Origin of the sequence: Acidovorax sp. Root568 (assembly GCF_001427445.1) — a bacterium.
Taxonomy (GTDB): domain Bacteria; phylum Pseudomonadota; class Gammaproteobacteria; order Burkholderiales; family Burkholderiaceae_C; genus Acidovorax; species Acidovorax delafieldii.
This window is the reverse complement of the sequence record NZ_LMGP01000018.1, coordinates 60,424-76,275: the sequence shown is the minus strand read 5'-3', so window position 1 is coordinate 76,275 and position 15,852 is coordinate 60,424. Positions and strand designations below refer to the sequence as shown.

Here is a 15,852-nt window from a genome sequence, read left to right as displayed (position 1 = left end):
AACTCTCATGGCAACCCACCGACAGCCCTTGCGCCTGGGTCTGACCGGCGGCATCGGTAGCGGCAAGAGCACCGTAGGCCAGATGATGGCATCCTTGGGAGCAAGCCTCATCGACGCCGACCAGATCTCCAGGGAGGTGACTGGGCCGGGCGGTGCGGCCATGCCTGCCATTCGAACTACCTTTGGTGAAGCATATGTTGATGCATCGGGTGCGCTGGATCGTGCGCGCATGAGGCAACTGGCCTTCAGCCAACCGCAGGCGCGCAGCCAGCTGGAGGCCATCGTGCACCCCTTGGTGGCCTTGCAAAGCCAGCAACGGATTCAACAGGCTCTACAGTCTGGCTGCCGATGGATCGTGCACGACATCCCGCTGCTGACGGAGTCCGGGCGGTGGGCTCGCCAACTCGACGCCGTGGTCGTGGTGGACTGCACAGAGCAGACCCAGATCGCGCGAGTCATGCAGCGCAGCGGTCTGTCTGCCGAAGCCGTGCAAGGCATCATCGCCTCACAAGCTACGCGCCCAGCGCGCAGGGCGGTGGCCGATGTGGTGATTGCCAACGAAGCACATTGCTCACTGGAGCAGTTACAGGCTGAGGTGGGGCAAGTGGCCACACTGTTCGGGCTATGATGCGTACGAAACCGTTTGTGCTTTCACCCCATGCCGTGCGCCACCGGCGTCAGAATACTCCCTGAGCCTCCAGGAACCCGCCAGCGTGATCCTTTACGAATACCCCTTTAACGAGCGTCTCAGAACCTACCTGCGGCTGGAGCAGCTGTTCCGCCGCTTGGGGGAATTGATCCCCCGGCCCCACGCGCTGGATCACCACTTCGCCCTGGTCACGATTTTCGAGATCATGGATGTGGCCGCCCGGGCCGATCTGAAGTCGGATGTGCTCAAGGACATCGAAAAGCACAAGCACCAGCTCGACACGTACCGAGGCAACCCCTCCATTTCTGAAGCCGCACTGGACGCGGTGATCAGCCAGTTGGACCGGTGCTTCGTGGCACTCAACACCCAAAGCGGCAAGTCGGGCCATGCACTGACGGAAAACGACTGGCTGATGAGCATTCGTAGCCGCATCGGCATTCCGGGCGGAACCTGCGGCTTTGACCTGCCAGCCTATTACGCGTGGCAACACCACCCCCCGGCGGTGCGTCAGCAGGCCCTGGAGGAATGGGCCTCCACGCTGGCGCCCCTCGCCGAGTCGATCTATGTGCTGCTCAAGCTGCTGCGCGATTCAGGCGTGCCCCAAAAGGTCGCTGCAGAACGCGGACAGTTTCAGCAGAACCTGCCCCAGGGCCGCACCTTCCAGCTGCTGCGGCTTCGCATCGACCCAGCGCTGAACCTGATCCCGGAAATCAGTGGCAACCGTCTGATTGTCTCGGTGCGGCTCATGCGGCTGGAAGGCGATGGACGCCTGCACGCCTGCAACGAAGATGCGGCGTTTGAACTGACCCTGTGCGCGTAGGCCTTAGCCAGCCCTAGCCCAGAGACTGAATCGCGCCAAAGCCCGCTAAAGATCGGGCGGGCCGACTTGAGCAAGAGGATCACCCCAGGATGCCCCACTCACCAGCCCCTTCCTCGCAGGCGCGCATCGTCACCTGCCCCAGCTGCGGCGGAGATAGCGTGTACAGCGCCGCGAATGTGTACCGTCCGTTTTGCAGCGAGCGTTGCAAGCAGATAGACCTTGGCGCGTGGGCCAGCGAAAGCTTTCGCATGCCCACCGAAGCGCCGCCAGACGACGCCCCCCATGGCGACCCGCGCCAGCAGCATTGACCAAGGTCATAGGCGCCATTCAAGAGCGATTTCGCCAAAAACCAGCGGTAGCGCCAGTGCTGCATGCCTGAAGAGCTACTAATTCAATAGCAAATCAGTCCCACACAGGCGGGAGTCTCACTCCACCGCGGACTGCAGACCCCGCTCCTCAGCCAGCCATTGCAACACCGGATAGGCACCGGGCAGCACCGGGGACACCGTGATCGGCATTTGCTGCCAGGCCATGGCCTGGCCTTCACGCATCTCGAATTCGCCAGTCCACTCCCAGACCTTGCACCAGTGCAGCCGCACCAGTGCGTGGGGGTAATCGTGTTCGGTCACTTTCCAGACGCTGGCCGGGCCGATGGTCACTCCCAGCTCCTCGATCAGTTCGCGGCGCAGTGCCTGCTCCACGGTCTCGCCCCCCTCCAGCTTGCCCCCCGGAAACTCCCAGTACCCCGCATAGGGCTTGCCCGGCGGGCGGGTGGACAGCAGCATCGCGCCGTCTGCGCGCAGCAGGATGCCCACGGCCACTTCGGTGTGTTTGCGTTCGGCAGTGGCCGGGACGCTGTCTGGAGCGAGATGTTCAGCCGCCATGTCGCCCCGCATAGTCGCGCGCAAACTGGTACGCCACACGGCCGCTGCGCGAGCCACGCTCCAGCGCCCAGACCAGGGCCTCAGGCCGCGCCGCCTCAATGGCCTGTGCGGGCACACCGAACGATGACAACCACTGCGCCACGATGGTCAGATACTCCTGCTGGCTGAACGGGTAGAAGCTGACCCACAGGCCAAAACGCTCCGACAGCGAAATCTTCTCCTCCACCACCTCGCCCGGGTGCACCTCTCCGTCATCGGTGTGGGTGTACGTGAGGTTGTCGGCCATGTACTCCGGCAGCAGGTGGCGCCGGTTGCTGGTGGCGTAGATCAGCACGTTAGGCGTGGCGGCCGCCACCGAGCCGTCCAGGATCGACTTGAGCGCCTTGTAGCCTGGCTCGCCGTCCTCAAAACTCAGGTCGTCGCAGAAGACGATGAATTTCTCGGGCCGGTCAGACACCACGTCCACGATGTCCGGCAGGTCGGTCAGGTCGGCCTTGTCCACTTCAATCAGGCGCAGGCCTTCGGCTGCGTAAGCGTTCAAGCAGGCCTTGATCAGCGACGACTTGCCAGTACCGCGCGCACCCGTCAGCAGCACGTTGTTGGCGGGCTTGCCCTGCACAAACTGCTGCGTATTGCGCTCGATCTTTTCTTTTTGCGGATCGATTTCCTTGAGGTCTGCCAGCCGCATCGCCCCCACGTGGCGCACGGGTTCCAGCGTGCCATGCCCACTGCTGCGCTTGCGGTAGCGCCAGGCAATGGATGCGGACCAGTCAGGCGCTCCCAGCGGCTGGGGCAGCACCGACTCGATGCGGGCCATGAGCTGCTCGGCACGTTCGACCAAGCGTTCAAATTTTTCGTTCATTGTGGCGACATGCGCTAGTGGAATATGCCTTGACAGCTATCACAAAGATAGCAAAACCCAACTCACGAGCGGTAGTCGGCGTTGATGGTCACGTACTCATGGCTGAAGTCGCAGGTCCACACCGTGTCCGCTGCGGTACCGCGCCCCAGTAGCACCCTCACGGTGATCTCGCTCTGCTTCATCACCCGCTGGCCGTCTTCTTCGCGATAGGCAGGATTGCGCCCCCCTTGCAGCGCCACATGCACATCGTCCAGGTACAGGTCGATGCCGGTCTGGTCCAGGTCGTCAATGCCGGCGTAGCCCACGGCGGCCAGGATGCGGCCCAGGTTGGGGTCGCTGGCAAAAAAGGCCGTCTTGACCAACGGCGAATGGGCAATGGCGTAGGCCACCTTGCGGCACTCGTCGCCAGTCTTGCCGCCTTCGACCCGCACTGTGATGAACTTGGTCGCACCCTCGCCGTCCCGCACGATCGCCTGCGCCAGCTTTTGTGACACCGAGAGCATCGCAGTCTTGAGGGCCTGGCCGTCCGCGCTGTCGAGCGAGGTCACGGGCGCATGCGCTGCCTTGTTGGTGGCAACGACCACGAAGGAATCGTTGGTCGATGTGTCACCGTCAATGGTGACGCGATTGAAAGAGCCGTCAGCCAGATCACGCGCCAGTTGCTGCATGACGGCGGGCGCCACGCAGGCGTCCGTGGCCAGGAAGCCCAGCATGGTGGCCATGTTGGGGCGGATCATGCCCGCACCCTTGCTGATGCCCGTGATGGACACCGTGGCGCCACCGATCTGCACCTGCGCAGAGAACGCCTTGGGCAGTGTGTCGGTGGTCATGATGCCCTCGGCGGCACGGGCCCAGTGGCCGGGCTGCGCATCGGCGATGGCGGCGGGCAGTCCCGCTTCGATGCGGTCGTTGGGCAGCGGCTCCATGATCACGCCGGTCGAGAACGGCAGGATCTGCTCGGGCGCCACGCTCAGCTGACGAGCGAGCGCAATGCAGGTGGCGCGCGCACGCGCCAGGCCGTCAGCCCCCGTACCCGCATTGGCGTTGCCCGTGTTGATGACCATGGCGCGAATGGACTGGCCGCTGCTCAAATGCTCGCGGCTGATCTGCACCGGCGCTGCGCAAAAGCGGTTCTGCGTGAACACGCCAGCCACGCTGGCGCCCTCGTCGAGCAGGAACACGGTGAGGTCCTTACGGTGGGCCTTGCGGACACCTGCTTCGGCAACACCGATGCGCACACCGGCGATGGGGTGCAGATCGGCAGCAACGGGGGCGACTAGATTGACGGGCATGGGGGTCTTTCTCAAAAAACTGCGGCCGATTATCCGGAAAACCGTGGCGCACCAATGAAAACACGGGCCGAAGCCCGTGTTGTCTGGATCAGGAAATCAAGCCAGCTTGCCGTGGCACTGCTTGTATTTCTTGCCGCTGCCACAGGGACAGGGGTCGTTACGGCCCACACGCATACCTTCGGGCAGCGCTTGCTGGGCCACGGTCTGTGCATCCACCGTGGTTTCCACCTCACCGGTTTCGGTGGGGGCGGTGTAGGTCACGTTGGCAATGCTCTCGGCGCGCTGCTCCATGTCCTGCGCAGCCTGGTCGAGCTGCGCCTGCGACTGCACCTGCACGGTCATGAGGATCTTGGTGACCTCGTTCTTGACCTGGTCGATGAGCTGGCGGAACAGCTCGAAGGCCTCGCGCTTGTACTCCTGCTTGGGTTGCTTTTGTGCATAGCCGCGCAGGTGAATGCCCTGGCGCAGATAGTCGAGTGCGCTCAGGTGATCGCGCCAGTTGGAGTCAAAGTTCTGCAGCAGCACCACACGCTCAAACTGCGTGAAGTTCTCGCGGCCCACCTGCTCGACCTTGGCATTGAAGGCAGCGTGCGCGGCCTGCAAGACCTTGTCCAGGATCTCGTCGTCGGTGATCGCATTGGCGCCCTGCACTTCCTGCTGCAGCGCGATTGGCACCTGCCATTCTTCTGCGAGCGCCTTTTCCAGCGCGGCCAGATCCCACTGCTCTTCCACCGATTCGGCAGGCACGTACTGGCGCACCAGATCGGTCATGCAGTCTTCGCGCATGGCCGCAATCACATCCGACAGGTCAGACGCGTCCAGGATGTCGTTGCGCTGCTGGTAGATCACCTTGCGCTGATCGTTGGCCACGTCGTCGTACTCCAGCAACTGCTTGCGGATGTCGAAGTTGCGGGCCTCCACCTTGCGCTGGGCCGATTCGATGCTGCGCGTCACGATGCCCGCTTCAATGGCTTCGCCATCGGGCATCTTCAGGCGGTCCATGATCGCCTTCACGCGGTCGCCCGCGAAGATGCGCATGAGCGAATCGTCCAGGCTCAGATAGAAACGCGACGAACCTGGGTCGCCCTGGCGGCCCGAACGGCCACGCAGCTGGTTGTCGATGCGGCGCGACTCATGGCGCTCGGTGGCGATGATGCGCAGGCCGCCCAGCGCCTTGACCTTCTCGTGGTCCACCTTCCACTGCTCACGCAGCGCGGCCACCTTGGCGGCACGGTCGGACTCGGACAGGGATTCGTCGGCTTCGATGGCCGCCACATCCTTCTCTATATTGCCGCCCAGCACGATGTCGGTACCACGACCGGCCATGTTGGTGGCGATGGTGATCATGCCCTCGCGACCGGCCTGGGCCACGATGTCGGCCTCACGGGCGTGCTGCTTGGCATTGAGCACCTGGTGGGGCAGGCCTTCCTTGTTCAGCAGCTGGTCGATGATTTCGGAGTTCTCGATCGACGTCGTGCCCACCAGCACGGGCTGGCCGCGCTCATGGCATTCGCGAATGTCCTTGATGGCGGCTTCGTACTTCTCGCGCGTGGTCTTGTAGACGCGGTCCAGCTGGTCGTCGCGCTTGCTGGGCCGGTTGGGTGGGATGACCGTAGTTTCCAGGCCATAGATTTCCTGGAACTCGTAGGCTTCGGTATCGGCTGTACCCGTCATGCCGGCGAGCTTGTTGTACAGGCGGAAATAGTTCTGGAACGTGATGGAGGCCAGTGTCTGGTTCTCGGCCTGGATGTTCACGCCTTCCTTGGCTTCCACGGCCTGGTGCAGACCTTCACTCCAGCGGCGGCCCGACATCAGGCGGCCGGTGAACTCGTCCACGATCACGATCTCACCGTTTTGCACCACGTAGTGCTGATCGCGGTGGTACAAGTGATTGGCCCGCAGCGCTGCGTACAGGTGGTGCATCAGCGTGATGTTGGCCGGGTCGTACACCGAGGCGCCTTCGGCGATCAGGCCGTGGGACGCCAGAATGCGTTCGGCAGTTTCGTGGCCTTGCTCGGTCAGAAACACCTGGTGGGTTTTTTCGTCCAGCGTGAAGTCGCCGGGCTTGGTCACACCCTCGCCTGTGCGGGGGTCCGCCTCGCCTTCCTGACGCACCAGCAAGGGCACCACCTTGTTCATGGCGATGTACATCGCCGTGTGGTCTTCGGCCTGACCGCTGATGATGAGCGGCGTGCGGGCTTCGTCGATCAGGATCGAGTCCACCTCGTCCACGATGGCAAAGTTCAGGCCCTGCTGCACGCGGTCCTGCGCTTCATAGACCATGTTGTCGCGCAGGTAGTCAAAGCCGTATTCGTTGTTGGTGCCGTAGGTGATGTCGGCACGGTACGCGGCCTGCTTTTCTTCACGGGGCATGTTGGGCAGGTTGATACCCACCGTGAGGCCCAGGAAGTTGTACAGGCGCCCCATCCACTGCGCATCGCGGTTGGCGAGGTAGTCATTCACCGTCACTACGTGCACGCCCTTGCCCGAGAGGGCATTGAGGTACACCGGCAGCGTGGCCGTCAGGGTCTTGCCCTCGCCAGTGCGCATTTCGGCGATCTTGCCGAAATGCAGCGCCATGCCACCGAGCAGCTGCACATCAAAGTGCCGCATCTTCATGATGCGCTTGGAGCCCTCGCGCACCACGGCAAAGGCTTCGGGGAGGATGCTGTCCAGCGACTCGCCCTTGGCCACGCGGTCCTTGAACTCCTGCGTCTTGGCCCGGAGCTGCTCGTCCGACAGCTTCTCGTAATCGGGCTCCATCGCATTGATGCGGGTCACCGTCTTGCGGTACTGCTTGAGGAGCCGGTCATTGCGGCTGCCGAATATTTTGGTGAGGAAGTTGGTGGCCATGCGAACAGGACCGCCTGCCCCGCTGCAATCAGCGCGCCAAGCGACCGAAATCCCTAAGATGAATTGAGTTCAGATGGGTCCTGCGACCGATATTGCAAGCATTGCAACTGCGGGCAGAGAACGCCGGACCCGCGATTTTACCTGCCCGGTGCCAGCGCGGCCGCCTGTCCTGCCAACGTGGAGGGCTGAATGGCGGCTACCTGTGCGCCAGTGGCCGTACCGCCCGCATTCAGGAACTTCTGTGGGTCCTGGAAAACCCCCTGCACCAGCACCTCAAAGTGCAGATGCGGCCCCGTCGAGCGGCCGGTGGTACCGATCTCCGCAATCTTTTGCCCGCGGCGCACGATGTCGCCCTGCTTGATCAAGACGCGCGAGGCATGGGCATAGCGCGTCACCAGCTGGTTGCCATGGTCTACTTCGATCATGTTGCCGTAGGCGGGGTGGTACTCCTGGGTAACAACCACGCCTCCAGCGGCCGCCAGGATGGGTGTGCCGGTGTCGGCCTGGAAATCCAGCCCGGTGTGCAAGGCCGACTGCCCCGTGATCGGATCGACCCGCCAGCCAAAACCCGACCCTGCAACACGCCCCGTGACGGGCGCATGGGTCGGAATCATCTTCTTGCGGATGTGCTGGTCAAACAGACGGGACTCCAGCACCGTCATCAGGTCCACACGCTGGTTGGTCAGGCGCTCCAGATCATCCAGGGTGGTTTGCAGCTCTTCCATGGACAGGTTGCGCGCGCTCACGAGGGCGCCGCCGCGGGCATCCGCTTTCTGAATGTCAGCAGGTGCCATGCCCGCAAGGCCCAGCACACGGTCTCCGAGGGACTCCAGCTGCACCATGCGCGCTTGCATTTCACCCACACGCCGGGCCATGGCATCGAGATTGGCGCGCATGAATCGGTCACGCTCGGCAAACTCATCCTTGACCACAAGGCGCACCAGCGAGCCCACGATGGGCCACCCTTCACGCGCCCCCTTCAGAAAAACCCAGTGGTAGAGCCCTGCAGCCACCACCATCAGGCACAGCGACACAGCAAGCCCCGCCAGGACCAAGCGCGTGCCAGACAAATGAATGGCCCGGCTGCGCGCCAGTCTGGCGTCCGTGATAATCAAATGCACTGCCAATACTCCACGCCCGAAGACGCCACACCATGAATCGCCGCCACTACGCCGTCACCCTGCAGCAAGCCAGCGAGGAATCCCCCACGCTGGCAAAGCTTACAGCGCTGACACGCGACTCCAGTGATCGGCTCAAGGCCATTGAATTGCTGATTCCCGCCGCGTTGCGCCCAGCGGTGCAGGCAGGCCCCATTGACGGGGACAGCTGGTGCCTGCTGGTCAAGAGCAACGCTGCGGCGGCAAAAATACGCCAACTGCTGCCTGCTTTGCAGGCGCATCTGCGCAGTCGGGGGTGGGAGGTTAACGCGATTCGCCTGAAAGTTCAAACCTGACGACCAGGGCGTCAGTGCCAGGGAATGCAAAAAGCAAGAGAAATGGTGCCGGTTGTCGGAATCGAACTGACGACCTACCGCTTACAAGGCGGGTGCTCTACCAACTGAGCTAAACCGGCGAAGGCAGTATTTTATCCTGTAAAAACCGCCCGAAATTTGAAACAGCAGCTATTTGATGCGCTTCAGCGAGGGGCGTGCTCCACCTTGAGCAGGCGGCGGCCGAGGAGCGTCGCCCCCATCATCCTTGTGGCCATCTTCCACACCCACCAGCTGCACGACACGGTCTTCGGCAGGCACGGCAGCCGTCGCCTCTTCCGTTTGCGCCGGCGCGGGGGACGCAGCAGCAGACAGTGCAGAGGGAGCCCCCTCCGCAGAAGTCAGCAGATCCACCGGTGGCGGGAACGCCATACCTTGACCGTTCTCACGGGCATAGATGGCGATCACACGGCCGACTGGCACCAGGATTTCGCGAGGCTTGCCACCAAAACGCGCCTTGAATTCAATGAATTCATTGCCCAGTTGCAGCGCGCTGGTCGCATCAAAACTGATGTTCAGAACGATCTCGCCATCCTTCACATACTCGCGCGGCACCTGCACGGAGTCGTCCACACGCACCGCCACGTAAGGCGTGAGCCCGTTGTCGGTACACCATTCGTACAGGGCGCGAATGAGATAGGGGCGCGTGGAGGTCGATTCCTGTGCGGTCATGGATGGCGGTACTACAGCTGCTATGGAATGAGGGAAGTCTGCAGGCCGCTGCTTACTTGCGCATGACCTTTTCGGACGGCGTCAGCGCTTCAATGTAAGCCGGGCGCGAGAAGATGCGCTCAGCGTACTTGAGCAGCGGGGCCGCATTCTTGGACAGATCAATGCCGTAGTAGTCGAGGCGCCACAGCAGCGGCGCGATGGCCACGTCCAGCATCGAGAAGTTGTCGCCCAGCATGTACTTATTCTTGAGGAACACCGGGGCCAGCTGCGTCAGGCGGTCTCGGATGTGGGCGCGCGCCTTTTCCAACGCTTTCTCATTGCCCTTGGTCGCACGCGATTCGAGCGTGTTCACATGCACGAACAATTCCTTCTCGAAGTTGAGCAGGAACAGGCGCACGCGGGCGCGGTCCACCGGGTCACCAGGCATCAGTTGCGGGTGAGGAAAACGCTCATCGATGTACTCATTGATGATGTTCGACTCGTACAGGATCAGGTCGCGCTCGACCAGGATCGGCACCTGGCCGTACGGATTCATCACGCTGATGTCTTCGGGCTTGTTGTACAGGTCCACATCGCGGATTTCAAAGTCCATGCCTTTTTCAAACAGGACAAAACGGCAGCGGTGGGAGAAGGGACAGGTCGTACCCGAGTAAAGCACCATCATGGTGGGAGGCTCCTAAAAATCAAAAGAGTGGGACGCCAAAAGCGCCCACTCTGTAATAAATCCGACGGCACCCCGCAGGGTGCAAGCGATGGATCTGGCGTTTACTTGACGTCCTTCCAGAACGCAGCGTTCAAGCGCCAGGCAATGATCGTGAACACGCCCAGGAACATCAGCACCCAGACGCCCACGCGCCAACGGATGTTCTGCGCGGGCTCGCCCATCCACTGCAGATAGTTCACCAGATCGCCAATATTTTGATCGAATTGCAAAGGCGTCATCGTGCCTGGTGTGATCTGCTCCCAGCCCTTGAACACATGGGTCTTGTGGCCGTGGCTCTCGTGTTCTTCAAACACGGGACGACGTTCGCCCTGCAACTGCCACAGAACATGGGGCATACCGACGCTGGGGAAAGCCAGGTTGTTCCAGCCAGTGGCCTTGGTGTCGTCGCGATAGAAAGTGCGCAGGAAGGTGTACAGATAGTCAGCCCCCGTGCCGCCGTGGCCTGCACGCGAACGTGCGATCACGGTGAGGTCGGGCGGATTGGCACCAAACCACTCCTTAGCCTGCTTGGGATCGATCGACGCCTTCATGGTTTCACCCACCTTGTCGGTGGTGAACAGCAGGTTGTCCTTGATCTGCTGCTCGGTCAGGCCGATGTCGCGCAGGCGATTGAACCGCATGTAGGCCGCCGAGTGGCAGCTCAGGCAGTAGTTCACGAACACCTTGGCACCGTTTTGCAGCGAGGCCAGGTCGTTGGTCTTGTTGGGCGCCTTGTCCCAGGCAATGGTGTCGCCACCCGCCGCATGGGCAGCACCGGCGACCAGACCCACAGCGGCGATCAACGTGAGGATGATTTTCTTCATTGTTGTTATCTCCAGGCTCAGTGCGCCACAAAGGTCACGCGGTCGGGCACGGGCTTGGCTTCGCCAATGCGGCTCCACCAGGGCATCAGCAGGAAGAAGCCGAAGTAGAACAGCGTTCCGACTTGCGACACCCGCTCGCCGATCGGCGATGGTGGCTGCACACCCAGGTAGCCCAAGATCAGGAAGATGATCACAAACACGCCGTACAAATACTTGTGCCAGTCGGGACGGTAGCGGATCGACTTGACAGGGCTGTGATCCAGCCAGGGCAGGAAGAACAGGATGATCACAGCACCACCCATGACCACCACACCCCAAAACTTGGCATCGATGGACAGCATCATGGCGATGACCACCACGGCCGCACCGGCGATACCCGCCTTCACGAAGCTGGGCAGCTTGGCCTTGAGCACGCCAAAACCGGCGCCAGCGACCACGCACAGCACGAGCACGTACATCATCTCGGTGGTGATGGCACGCAGCATCGAATAGAACGGCGTGAAGTACCAGACCGGGGCAATGTGGGCCGGGGTCTTGAGCGGATCGGCAGGGATGAAGTTGTTGTATTCGAGGAAGTAACCACCGAACTCAGGAGCAAAGAACACCACGGCCGTGAATGCCATCAGGAACATGCTCAGCGCGAAGATGTCATGCACCGTGTAGTAGGGGTGGAAGGGCACGCCATCGAGCGGCTTGCCATTGGCGTCCTTGGGAGCCTTGGGGCCCTTGATTTCCACACCATCGGGGTTGTTGGAGCCCACGTCGTGCAGCGCCAGCAAGTGCGCCACCACAAGGCCCAGCAGCACCAGAGGCACGGCAATCACGTGGAAGCTGAAGAAGCGATTCAGCGTCGCATCGCCAACCACATAGTCGCCACGGATCAGCAGGGCCAGATCAGGACCAATGAAGGGGATGGCAGCGAACAGGTTCACGATCACCTGGGCGCCCCAGTAGGACATCTGTCCCCAGGGCAGCAGGTAACCCATGAAGGCTTCGGCCATGAGGCACAGAAAGATCGCGCAACCGAAGATCCAGACCAGCTCGCGCGGCTTGCGGTAGCTGCCGTAGATGAGGCCACGGAACATGTGCAGGTACACCACCACAAAGAACGCCGAAGCGCCCGTGGAGTGCATGTAGCGGATCAGCCAGCCCCAGGGTACATCGCGCATGATGTACTCGACCGAGGCAAACGCCAGGTTGGCGTCCGGCTTGTAGTGCATGACCAGGAAGATGCCGGTCACGATCTGGATCACCAGCACGACCAGCGCCAGCGAGCCGAAGATGTACCAGAAGTTGAAGTTCTTCGGAGCGTAGTACTCCGACATGTGCACCTTGTAGGCGTCAAAGGCCGTCGGGAACCGGTTCTCGAACCAGTTGGTGACCTTGGCGCCTGCAGAGGCGTTCGGCGAGATTTCTTTGAATTCGTGGGCCATGTCGTTCTCCGTCAAGCCTTCTTGTCTTCACCGATCAGCAGGCGCGTATCGGACAGGTACATGTGCGGAGGCACCTCAAGGTTGTCGGGTGCTGGCTTGTTCTTGAAGACGCGGCCCGCCATGTCGAACGTGGAGCCGTGGCAAGGGCACAGGAAGCCGCCCTTCCAGTCGTCGGGCAGCGAAGGTTGTGCACCGGTCTGGAACTTGTCCGACGGCGAGCAACCCAAGTGCGAGCAAATGCCCACACCCACAAAAATTTCCGGCTTGATGGAGCGCGCCTCGTTGCGGGCGTACTCAGGCGTGAGTTCAGAGGGCTTGCGCTCCGACTTGGGATCGGCGAGCTGGCCGTCGAGCTTGGGCAGCTCTGCCAGTTGCTCCGGCGTGCGCTTGATGATCCAGACGGGCTTGCCGCGCCACTCCACAGTGACCTTTTCTCCAGGTTTGAGGGCGGAGATATCCACCTCGACAGCAGCACCAGCGGCTTTGGCACGCTCTGAGGGCTGGAAAGTACTCACGAAAGGAACGGCGGTTGCCACGCCGCCCACCGCACCAGCACATGCTGACGTGATGATCCACGTCCGCTTGCTGGAGTCGATTGGAGTGTCACTCATGGGGATCCTCGATGAACATCGCTAGATTGGGGTCAACCGCGAATTGTAGCGGAGTGAAAATGGTTATTTCCAAGTGGTTTGCTGGCTTGACAGGGGTGCGAACCGGGCAATACTCCCCCATCACCGTTTTACAAGGAGCAACAACATGGGGATGATGCAAGAGTTCAGGGAGTTCGCGGTCAAGGGCAATGTGATTGACCTCGCGGTGGGCGTCATCATTGGCGGCGCCTTTGGCAAGATCGTGGATTCGGTGGTAGCGGACCTGATCATGCCGGTGGTGGGACTCATCTTCGGCAAGCTCGATTTCTCCAACCTGTTCATCGTGCTGGGCAACGTGCCTCCGGGCACGGGCACCACACTCGACGCGCTCAAAAAAGCCGGTGTGCCAGTGTTTGCCTATGGCAACTTCCTGACCGTGGCGGTCAACTTTGTGATCCTGGCGTTCATCATCTTCATGATGATCAAGCAGATCAACCGCCTCAAGCGCGAAGCCCCTGCCGCCCCCGCCGCGCCGGCAGCCCCTCCCGAAGACATTGTGTTGCTGCGCGAAATTCGCGACAGCCTGAAGAAGTAAACCATTGGGCCAGCGGCCTTAGTGGCCGCACAAAACGCCACCGCTGCGCTGCCTCCACCAGCCACCGGTGGCGTTGGCTTTTTATGGTCGCGCCGCCCGCACACCCGCGTCCAGGCTGGCGCAATTTTTCAGCGGTTCGTTTGATCTCGATCAGCGCTGGGCCCCAAGGCTTCAGCGGCTGACGTCATCCACACAGCGCCCGCGCCATGCGCACCGCCCCGATCAGGCTGGAGGCATCTGCAACGCCCTGCCCTGCAATATCAAACGCCGTCCCGTGGTCGGGGCTGGTGCGCACCAGGGGCAGGCCCAGCGTCACGTTCACGCCCTTTTCCACCCCCAGGTATTTCACCGGGATCAGGCCCTGGTCGTGGTACATGGCGATGACCACATCGAACTCGCCCGCGCGCTGCGGGGTGCTGCGCGCGCGCATGAACACCGTGTCAGGCGCAAACGGGCCGTGCACATCCAGCCCCTGCGCGCGCGCCGCCGCGATGGCCGGGGCGATCACCTCCAGCTCCTCGCGGCCAAACAATCCGCCCTCGCCCGCATGGGGATTCAACCCTGCCACACCCATGCGGGGCACACGGCCCAGGCTGCGCTGCAAGGCGGTGTGGGTGATTTGCAGCGTCTGCATCACGTTGTCGTGCGTCACCGCCGCAATCGCGTCGCGCAGCGACACATGGATGCTGACGAGCACGGTGCGCAGCTCGTCATTGGCCAGCATCATGCGCACGGGCATCCGCGCCAGCGGCACCCCCTGGTGCGCAGCAGCCTCTGCCTGCAAGAGCTCCGTATGCCCCGGGAAGTCCACCCCTGCAGCCGACAAGGCCTCCTTGTGCAAAGGGGCGGTCACCAGCGCTGCCACCTCCCCACGCAATGCGGCACGCGCCGCCCAGACCACGCTGTCCGCCGCGGCACGGCCGGCGGCGGCGCTGATCTCGCCCCAAGGCTGGGGCCCCGGGATCCCGGGCAGTTGGAGCACGGGGATGCAGCGGGGCGGAGCGTCCGCCGCTTCGCCCGGTGACCCGATCTGCGCGACAGGCACACCGGGCACACCGGGGCGCGTGATGGCGTCCGCAGCGCGTCGCACAGTGGCCAGGTCACCGACAACAAAGCAGTGGCGCAGCGCATCGGGCGCATCGCGAAAGGCCTTGGCCACGATCTCGGGGCCGATGCCGGCGGGATCTCCCTGGGTGATGGCGATGGGTTGCATGGGTTTGGAGCCAAAAGTGCTTGTAGCGCAAGTTGTTCATGCGCTATCAGCTATGAATAAATGAGCAAAATGGACCGGATATCCGCACGATGTGGTTGCTTGCCGTGCGGTGTCTTGCCATGGGCTAGGCGGGGTTGTCGATCTCGATGAACTGGTGGCTCAGCCCGCACTGGTCTGCCACATGCGCCGCCACGGCGGGGGCACCATAGCGCTCCGTGGCATGGTGCCCGGCGGCAATAAAGCCCACCCCCGTCTCACGCGCCAGGTGCGCCTGGGGCTCGGAGATTTCGCCGGTGATGAAAACATCCGCCCCTGCGGCAATGGCCGACTCGAAATACCCCTGCGCGCCGCCCGTGCACCACGCCACGCGGCGCACGGGGCGCCGTGCAGCGGCACCACCGCCCACCTCACCTGGCGACACCAGGGTCACGGTGCGGCCGAGCGCCTGGGCAACATGGTCCGCCACAGTCTGGACATTATCGAAAGCCGCGGGCGCTGCAAAGCCCAGGTCCTGCTCGCCAAACCGCGCATCGGCGGCAAAACCCAGCACCCGGCCCAGCTGTGCGTTGTTGCCCAGTTCGGCATGGGCATCGAGAGGAAGGTGGTACGCAAACAGGTTGATGTCGTGCGCCAGCAGCAGCTGCAGCCGCTGCTTCATCCAGCCCGTGATACGGCCGTCCTGCCCGCGCCAGAACAGGCCGTGGTGCACAAAAATAGCATCGGCCTGCGCGGCAATGGCGGCTTCGATCAGTGCACGGCTGGCAGTGACGCCACTGACCACTCGCCGGATCTCGGCCTTGCCCTCGACCTGCAGGCCGTTGGGGCCGTAGTCCTTGAAGCGCTCGGGTTGCAGCAGGCTGTCAAACGCCTGCAAAAGTTGACTGCGGTGAATGCTCATGCCGCTATTGTGGCGCGCCGTTCGCGCCCCCACATTCGGAGACAATCCCGTGTGAGAGGGAGCGCCCAGGCCGCC

General features: G+C 62.5%; 17 protein-coding genes and 1 tRNA gene. 5 read left to right on the top strand and 13 right to left on the bottom strand.

All coding sequences use genetic code 11. The features are described 5' to 3' along the window. Nucleotides 1-7: 7 nt before the first annotated feature. From coaE to ASD75_RS23485, 3 genes are all read left to right on the top strand, one after another. Complete coding sequence (coaE, locus tag ASD75_RS18200; RefSeq protein WP_056747273.1) at nt 8-628, top strand: dephospho-CoA kinase; 621 nt, start codon at nt 8-10, stop codon at nt 626-628. Nucleotides 629-713: 85 nt separating this feature from the next. Further along, on the top strand, nt 714-1,469 hold the full coding sequence (gene zapD, locus ASD75_RS18195) for a cell division protein ZapD (RefSeq protein WP_056060302.1): 756 nt from the start codon (nt 714-716) through the stop codon (nt 1,467-1,469). An 89-nt stretch (nt 1,470-1,558) separates the two neighbouring features. Continuing rightward, entirely contained in the window at nt 1,559-1,777 is a 219-nt protein-coding gene (locus ASD75_RS23485) for a DNA gyrase inhibitor YacG (protein WP_082522383.1), read from the top strand. A 117-nt stretch (nt 1,778-1,894) separates the two neighbouring features. Here ASD75_RS23485 and ASD75_RS18185 read toward each other — a convergent pair whose 3' ends face one another. The 5 genes from ASD75_RS18185 to ASD75_RS18165 form a co-directional block, all read right to left on the bottom strand. Then, the gene (locus tag ASD75_RS18185) at nt 1,895-2,353 is read right to left on the bottom strand and encodes an NUDIX domain-containing protein (RefSeq protein ID WP_056747706.1); all 459 of its coding nucleotides are present in this window, start codon (nt 2,351-2,353) and stop codon (nt 1,895-1,897) included. Beyond that, nucleotides 2,343-3,215: an ATP-binding protein gene (locus ASD75_RS18180; RefSeq protein ID WP_056747271.1), complete on the bottom strand. Its 873-nt coding sequence runs from the start codon at nt 3,213-3,215 to the stop codon at nt 2,343-2,345. The genes ASD75_RS18185 and ASD75_RS18180 overlap by 11 nt, the downstream gene beginning before the upstream one ends. 62 nt (nt 3,216-3,277) lie before the next feature. Beyond that, nucleotides 3,278-4,507, bottom strand: coding sequence for a bifunctional glutamate N-acetyltransferase/amino-acid acetyltransferase ArgJ (argJ, locus tag ASD75_RS18175; protein ID WP_056747270.1), 1,230 nt, complete (start codon nt 4,505-4,507; stop codon nt 3,278-3,280). A 96-nt stretch (nt 4,508-4,603) separates the two neighbouring features. Then, nucleotides 4,604-7,360: a preprotein translocase subunit SecA gene (gene secA / locus ASD75_RS18170; RefSeq protein ID WP_056747269.1), complete on the bottom strand. Its 2,757-nt coding sequence runs from the start codon at nt 7,358-7,360 to the stop codon at nt 4,604-4,606. 137 nt (nt 7,361-7,497) lie between these two features. Next, nucleotides 7,498-8,481 carry a M23 family metallopeptidase gene (locus ASD75_RS18165; protein ID WP_056747704.1) on the bottom strand — a complete coding sequence of 328 codons (984 nt, stop codon included), beginning with the start codon at nt 8,479-8,481 and terminating at the stop codon, nt 7,498-7,500. A gap of 32 nt (nt 8,482-8,513) precedes the next feature. Here ASD75_RS18165 and ASD75_RS18160 point away from each other — a divergent pair, with 32 nt between their 5' ends. Continuing rightward, nucleotides 8,514-8,813: a hypothetical protein gene (locus tag ASD75_RS18160; protein ID WP_056060290.1), complete on the top strand. Its 300-nt coding sequence runs from the start codon at nt 8,514-8,516 to the stop codon at nt 8,811-8,813. Nucleotides 8,814-8,856: 43 nt separating this feature from the next. Here ASD75_RS18160 and ASD75_RS18155 read toward each other — a convergent pair. The 6 genes from ASD75_RS18155 to petA form a co-directional block, all read right to left on the bottom strand. After that, nucleotides 8,857-8,932 (bottom strand) — tRNA-Thr (locus tag ASD75_RS18155). A gap of 49 nt (nt 8,933-8,981) precedes the next feature. After that, on the bottom strand, nt 8,982-9,521 hold the full coding sequence (locus tag ASD75_RS18150) for a ClpXP protease specificity-enhancing factor (protein WP_056747268.1): 540 nt from the start codon (nt 9,519-9,521) through the stop codon (nt 8,982-8,984). Between the two features lie 52 nt (nt 9,522-9,573). After that, complete coding sequence (locus ASD75_RS18145) at nt 9,574-10,185, bottom strand: glutathione S-transferase N-terminal domain-containing protein (RefSeq protein WP_005794209.1); 612 nt, start codon at nt 10,183-10,185, stop codon at nt 9,574-9,576. A 101-nt stretch (nt 10,186-10,286) separates the two neighbouring features. Further along, nucleotides 10,287-11,048 (bottom strand): cytochrome c1, encoded by a 762-nt coding sequence (locus tag ASD75_RS18140; RefSeq protein WP_056060285.1) that lies wholly within the window; start codon nt 11,046-11,048, stop codon nt 10,287-10,289. A 17-nt stretch (nt 11,049-11,065) separates the two neighbouring features. Then, nucleotides 11,066-12,481, bottom strand: coding sequence for a cytochrome bc complex cytochrome b subunit (locus ASD75_RS18135; RefSeq protein WP_056747267.1), 1,416 nt, complete (start codon nt 12,479-12,481; stop codon nt 11,066-11,068). Between the two features lie 11 nt (nt 12,482-12,492). Continuing rightward, the gene (gene petA, locus ASD75_RS18130; RefSeq protein WP_056060279.1) at nt 12,493-13,092 is read right to left on the bottom strand and encodes a ubiquinol-cytochrome c reductase iron-sulfur subunit; all 600 of its coding nucleotides are present in this window, start codon (nt 13,090-13,092) and stop codon (nt 12,493-12,495) included. A 145-nt stretch (nt 13,093-13,237) separates the two neighbouring features. Between petA and mscL the strand changes: the two genes are divergently transcribed. Next, entirely contained in the window at nt 13,238-13,666 is a 429-nt protein-coding gene (gene mscL / locus ASD75_RS18125) for a large conductance mechanosensitive channel protein MscL (protein ID WP_056747266.1), read from the top strand. A 184-nt stretch (nt 13,667-13,850) separates the two neighbouring features. Here the strand turns inward: mscL and pdxA are convergent, their stop codons facing one another. Then, nucleotides 13,851-14,879, bottom strand: coding sequence for a 4-hydroxythreonine-4-phosphate dehydrogenase PdxA (gene pdxA / locus ASD75_RS18120; RefSeq protein WP_056747265.1), 1,029 nt, complete (start codon nt 14,877-14,879; stop codon nt 13,851-13,853). A 124-nt stretch (nt 14,880-15,003) separates the two neighbouring features. Next, nucleotides 15,004-15,777: a Nif3-like dinuclear metal center hexameric protein gene (locus ASD75_RS18115; RefSeq protein ID WP_056747264.1), complete on the bottom strand. Its 774-nt coding sequence runs from the start codon at nt 15,775-15,777 to the stop codon at nt 15,004-15,006. Nucleotides 15,778-15,852: the final 75 nt, after the last annotated feature.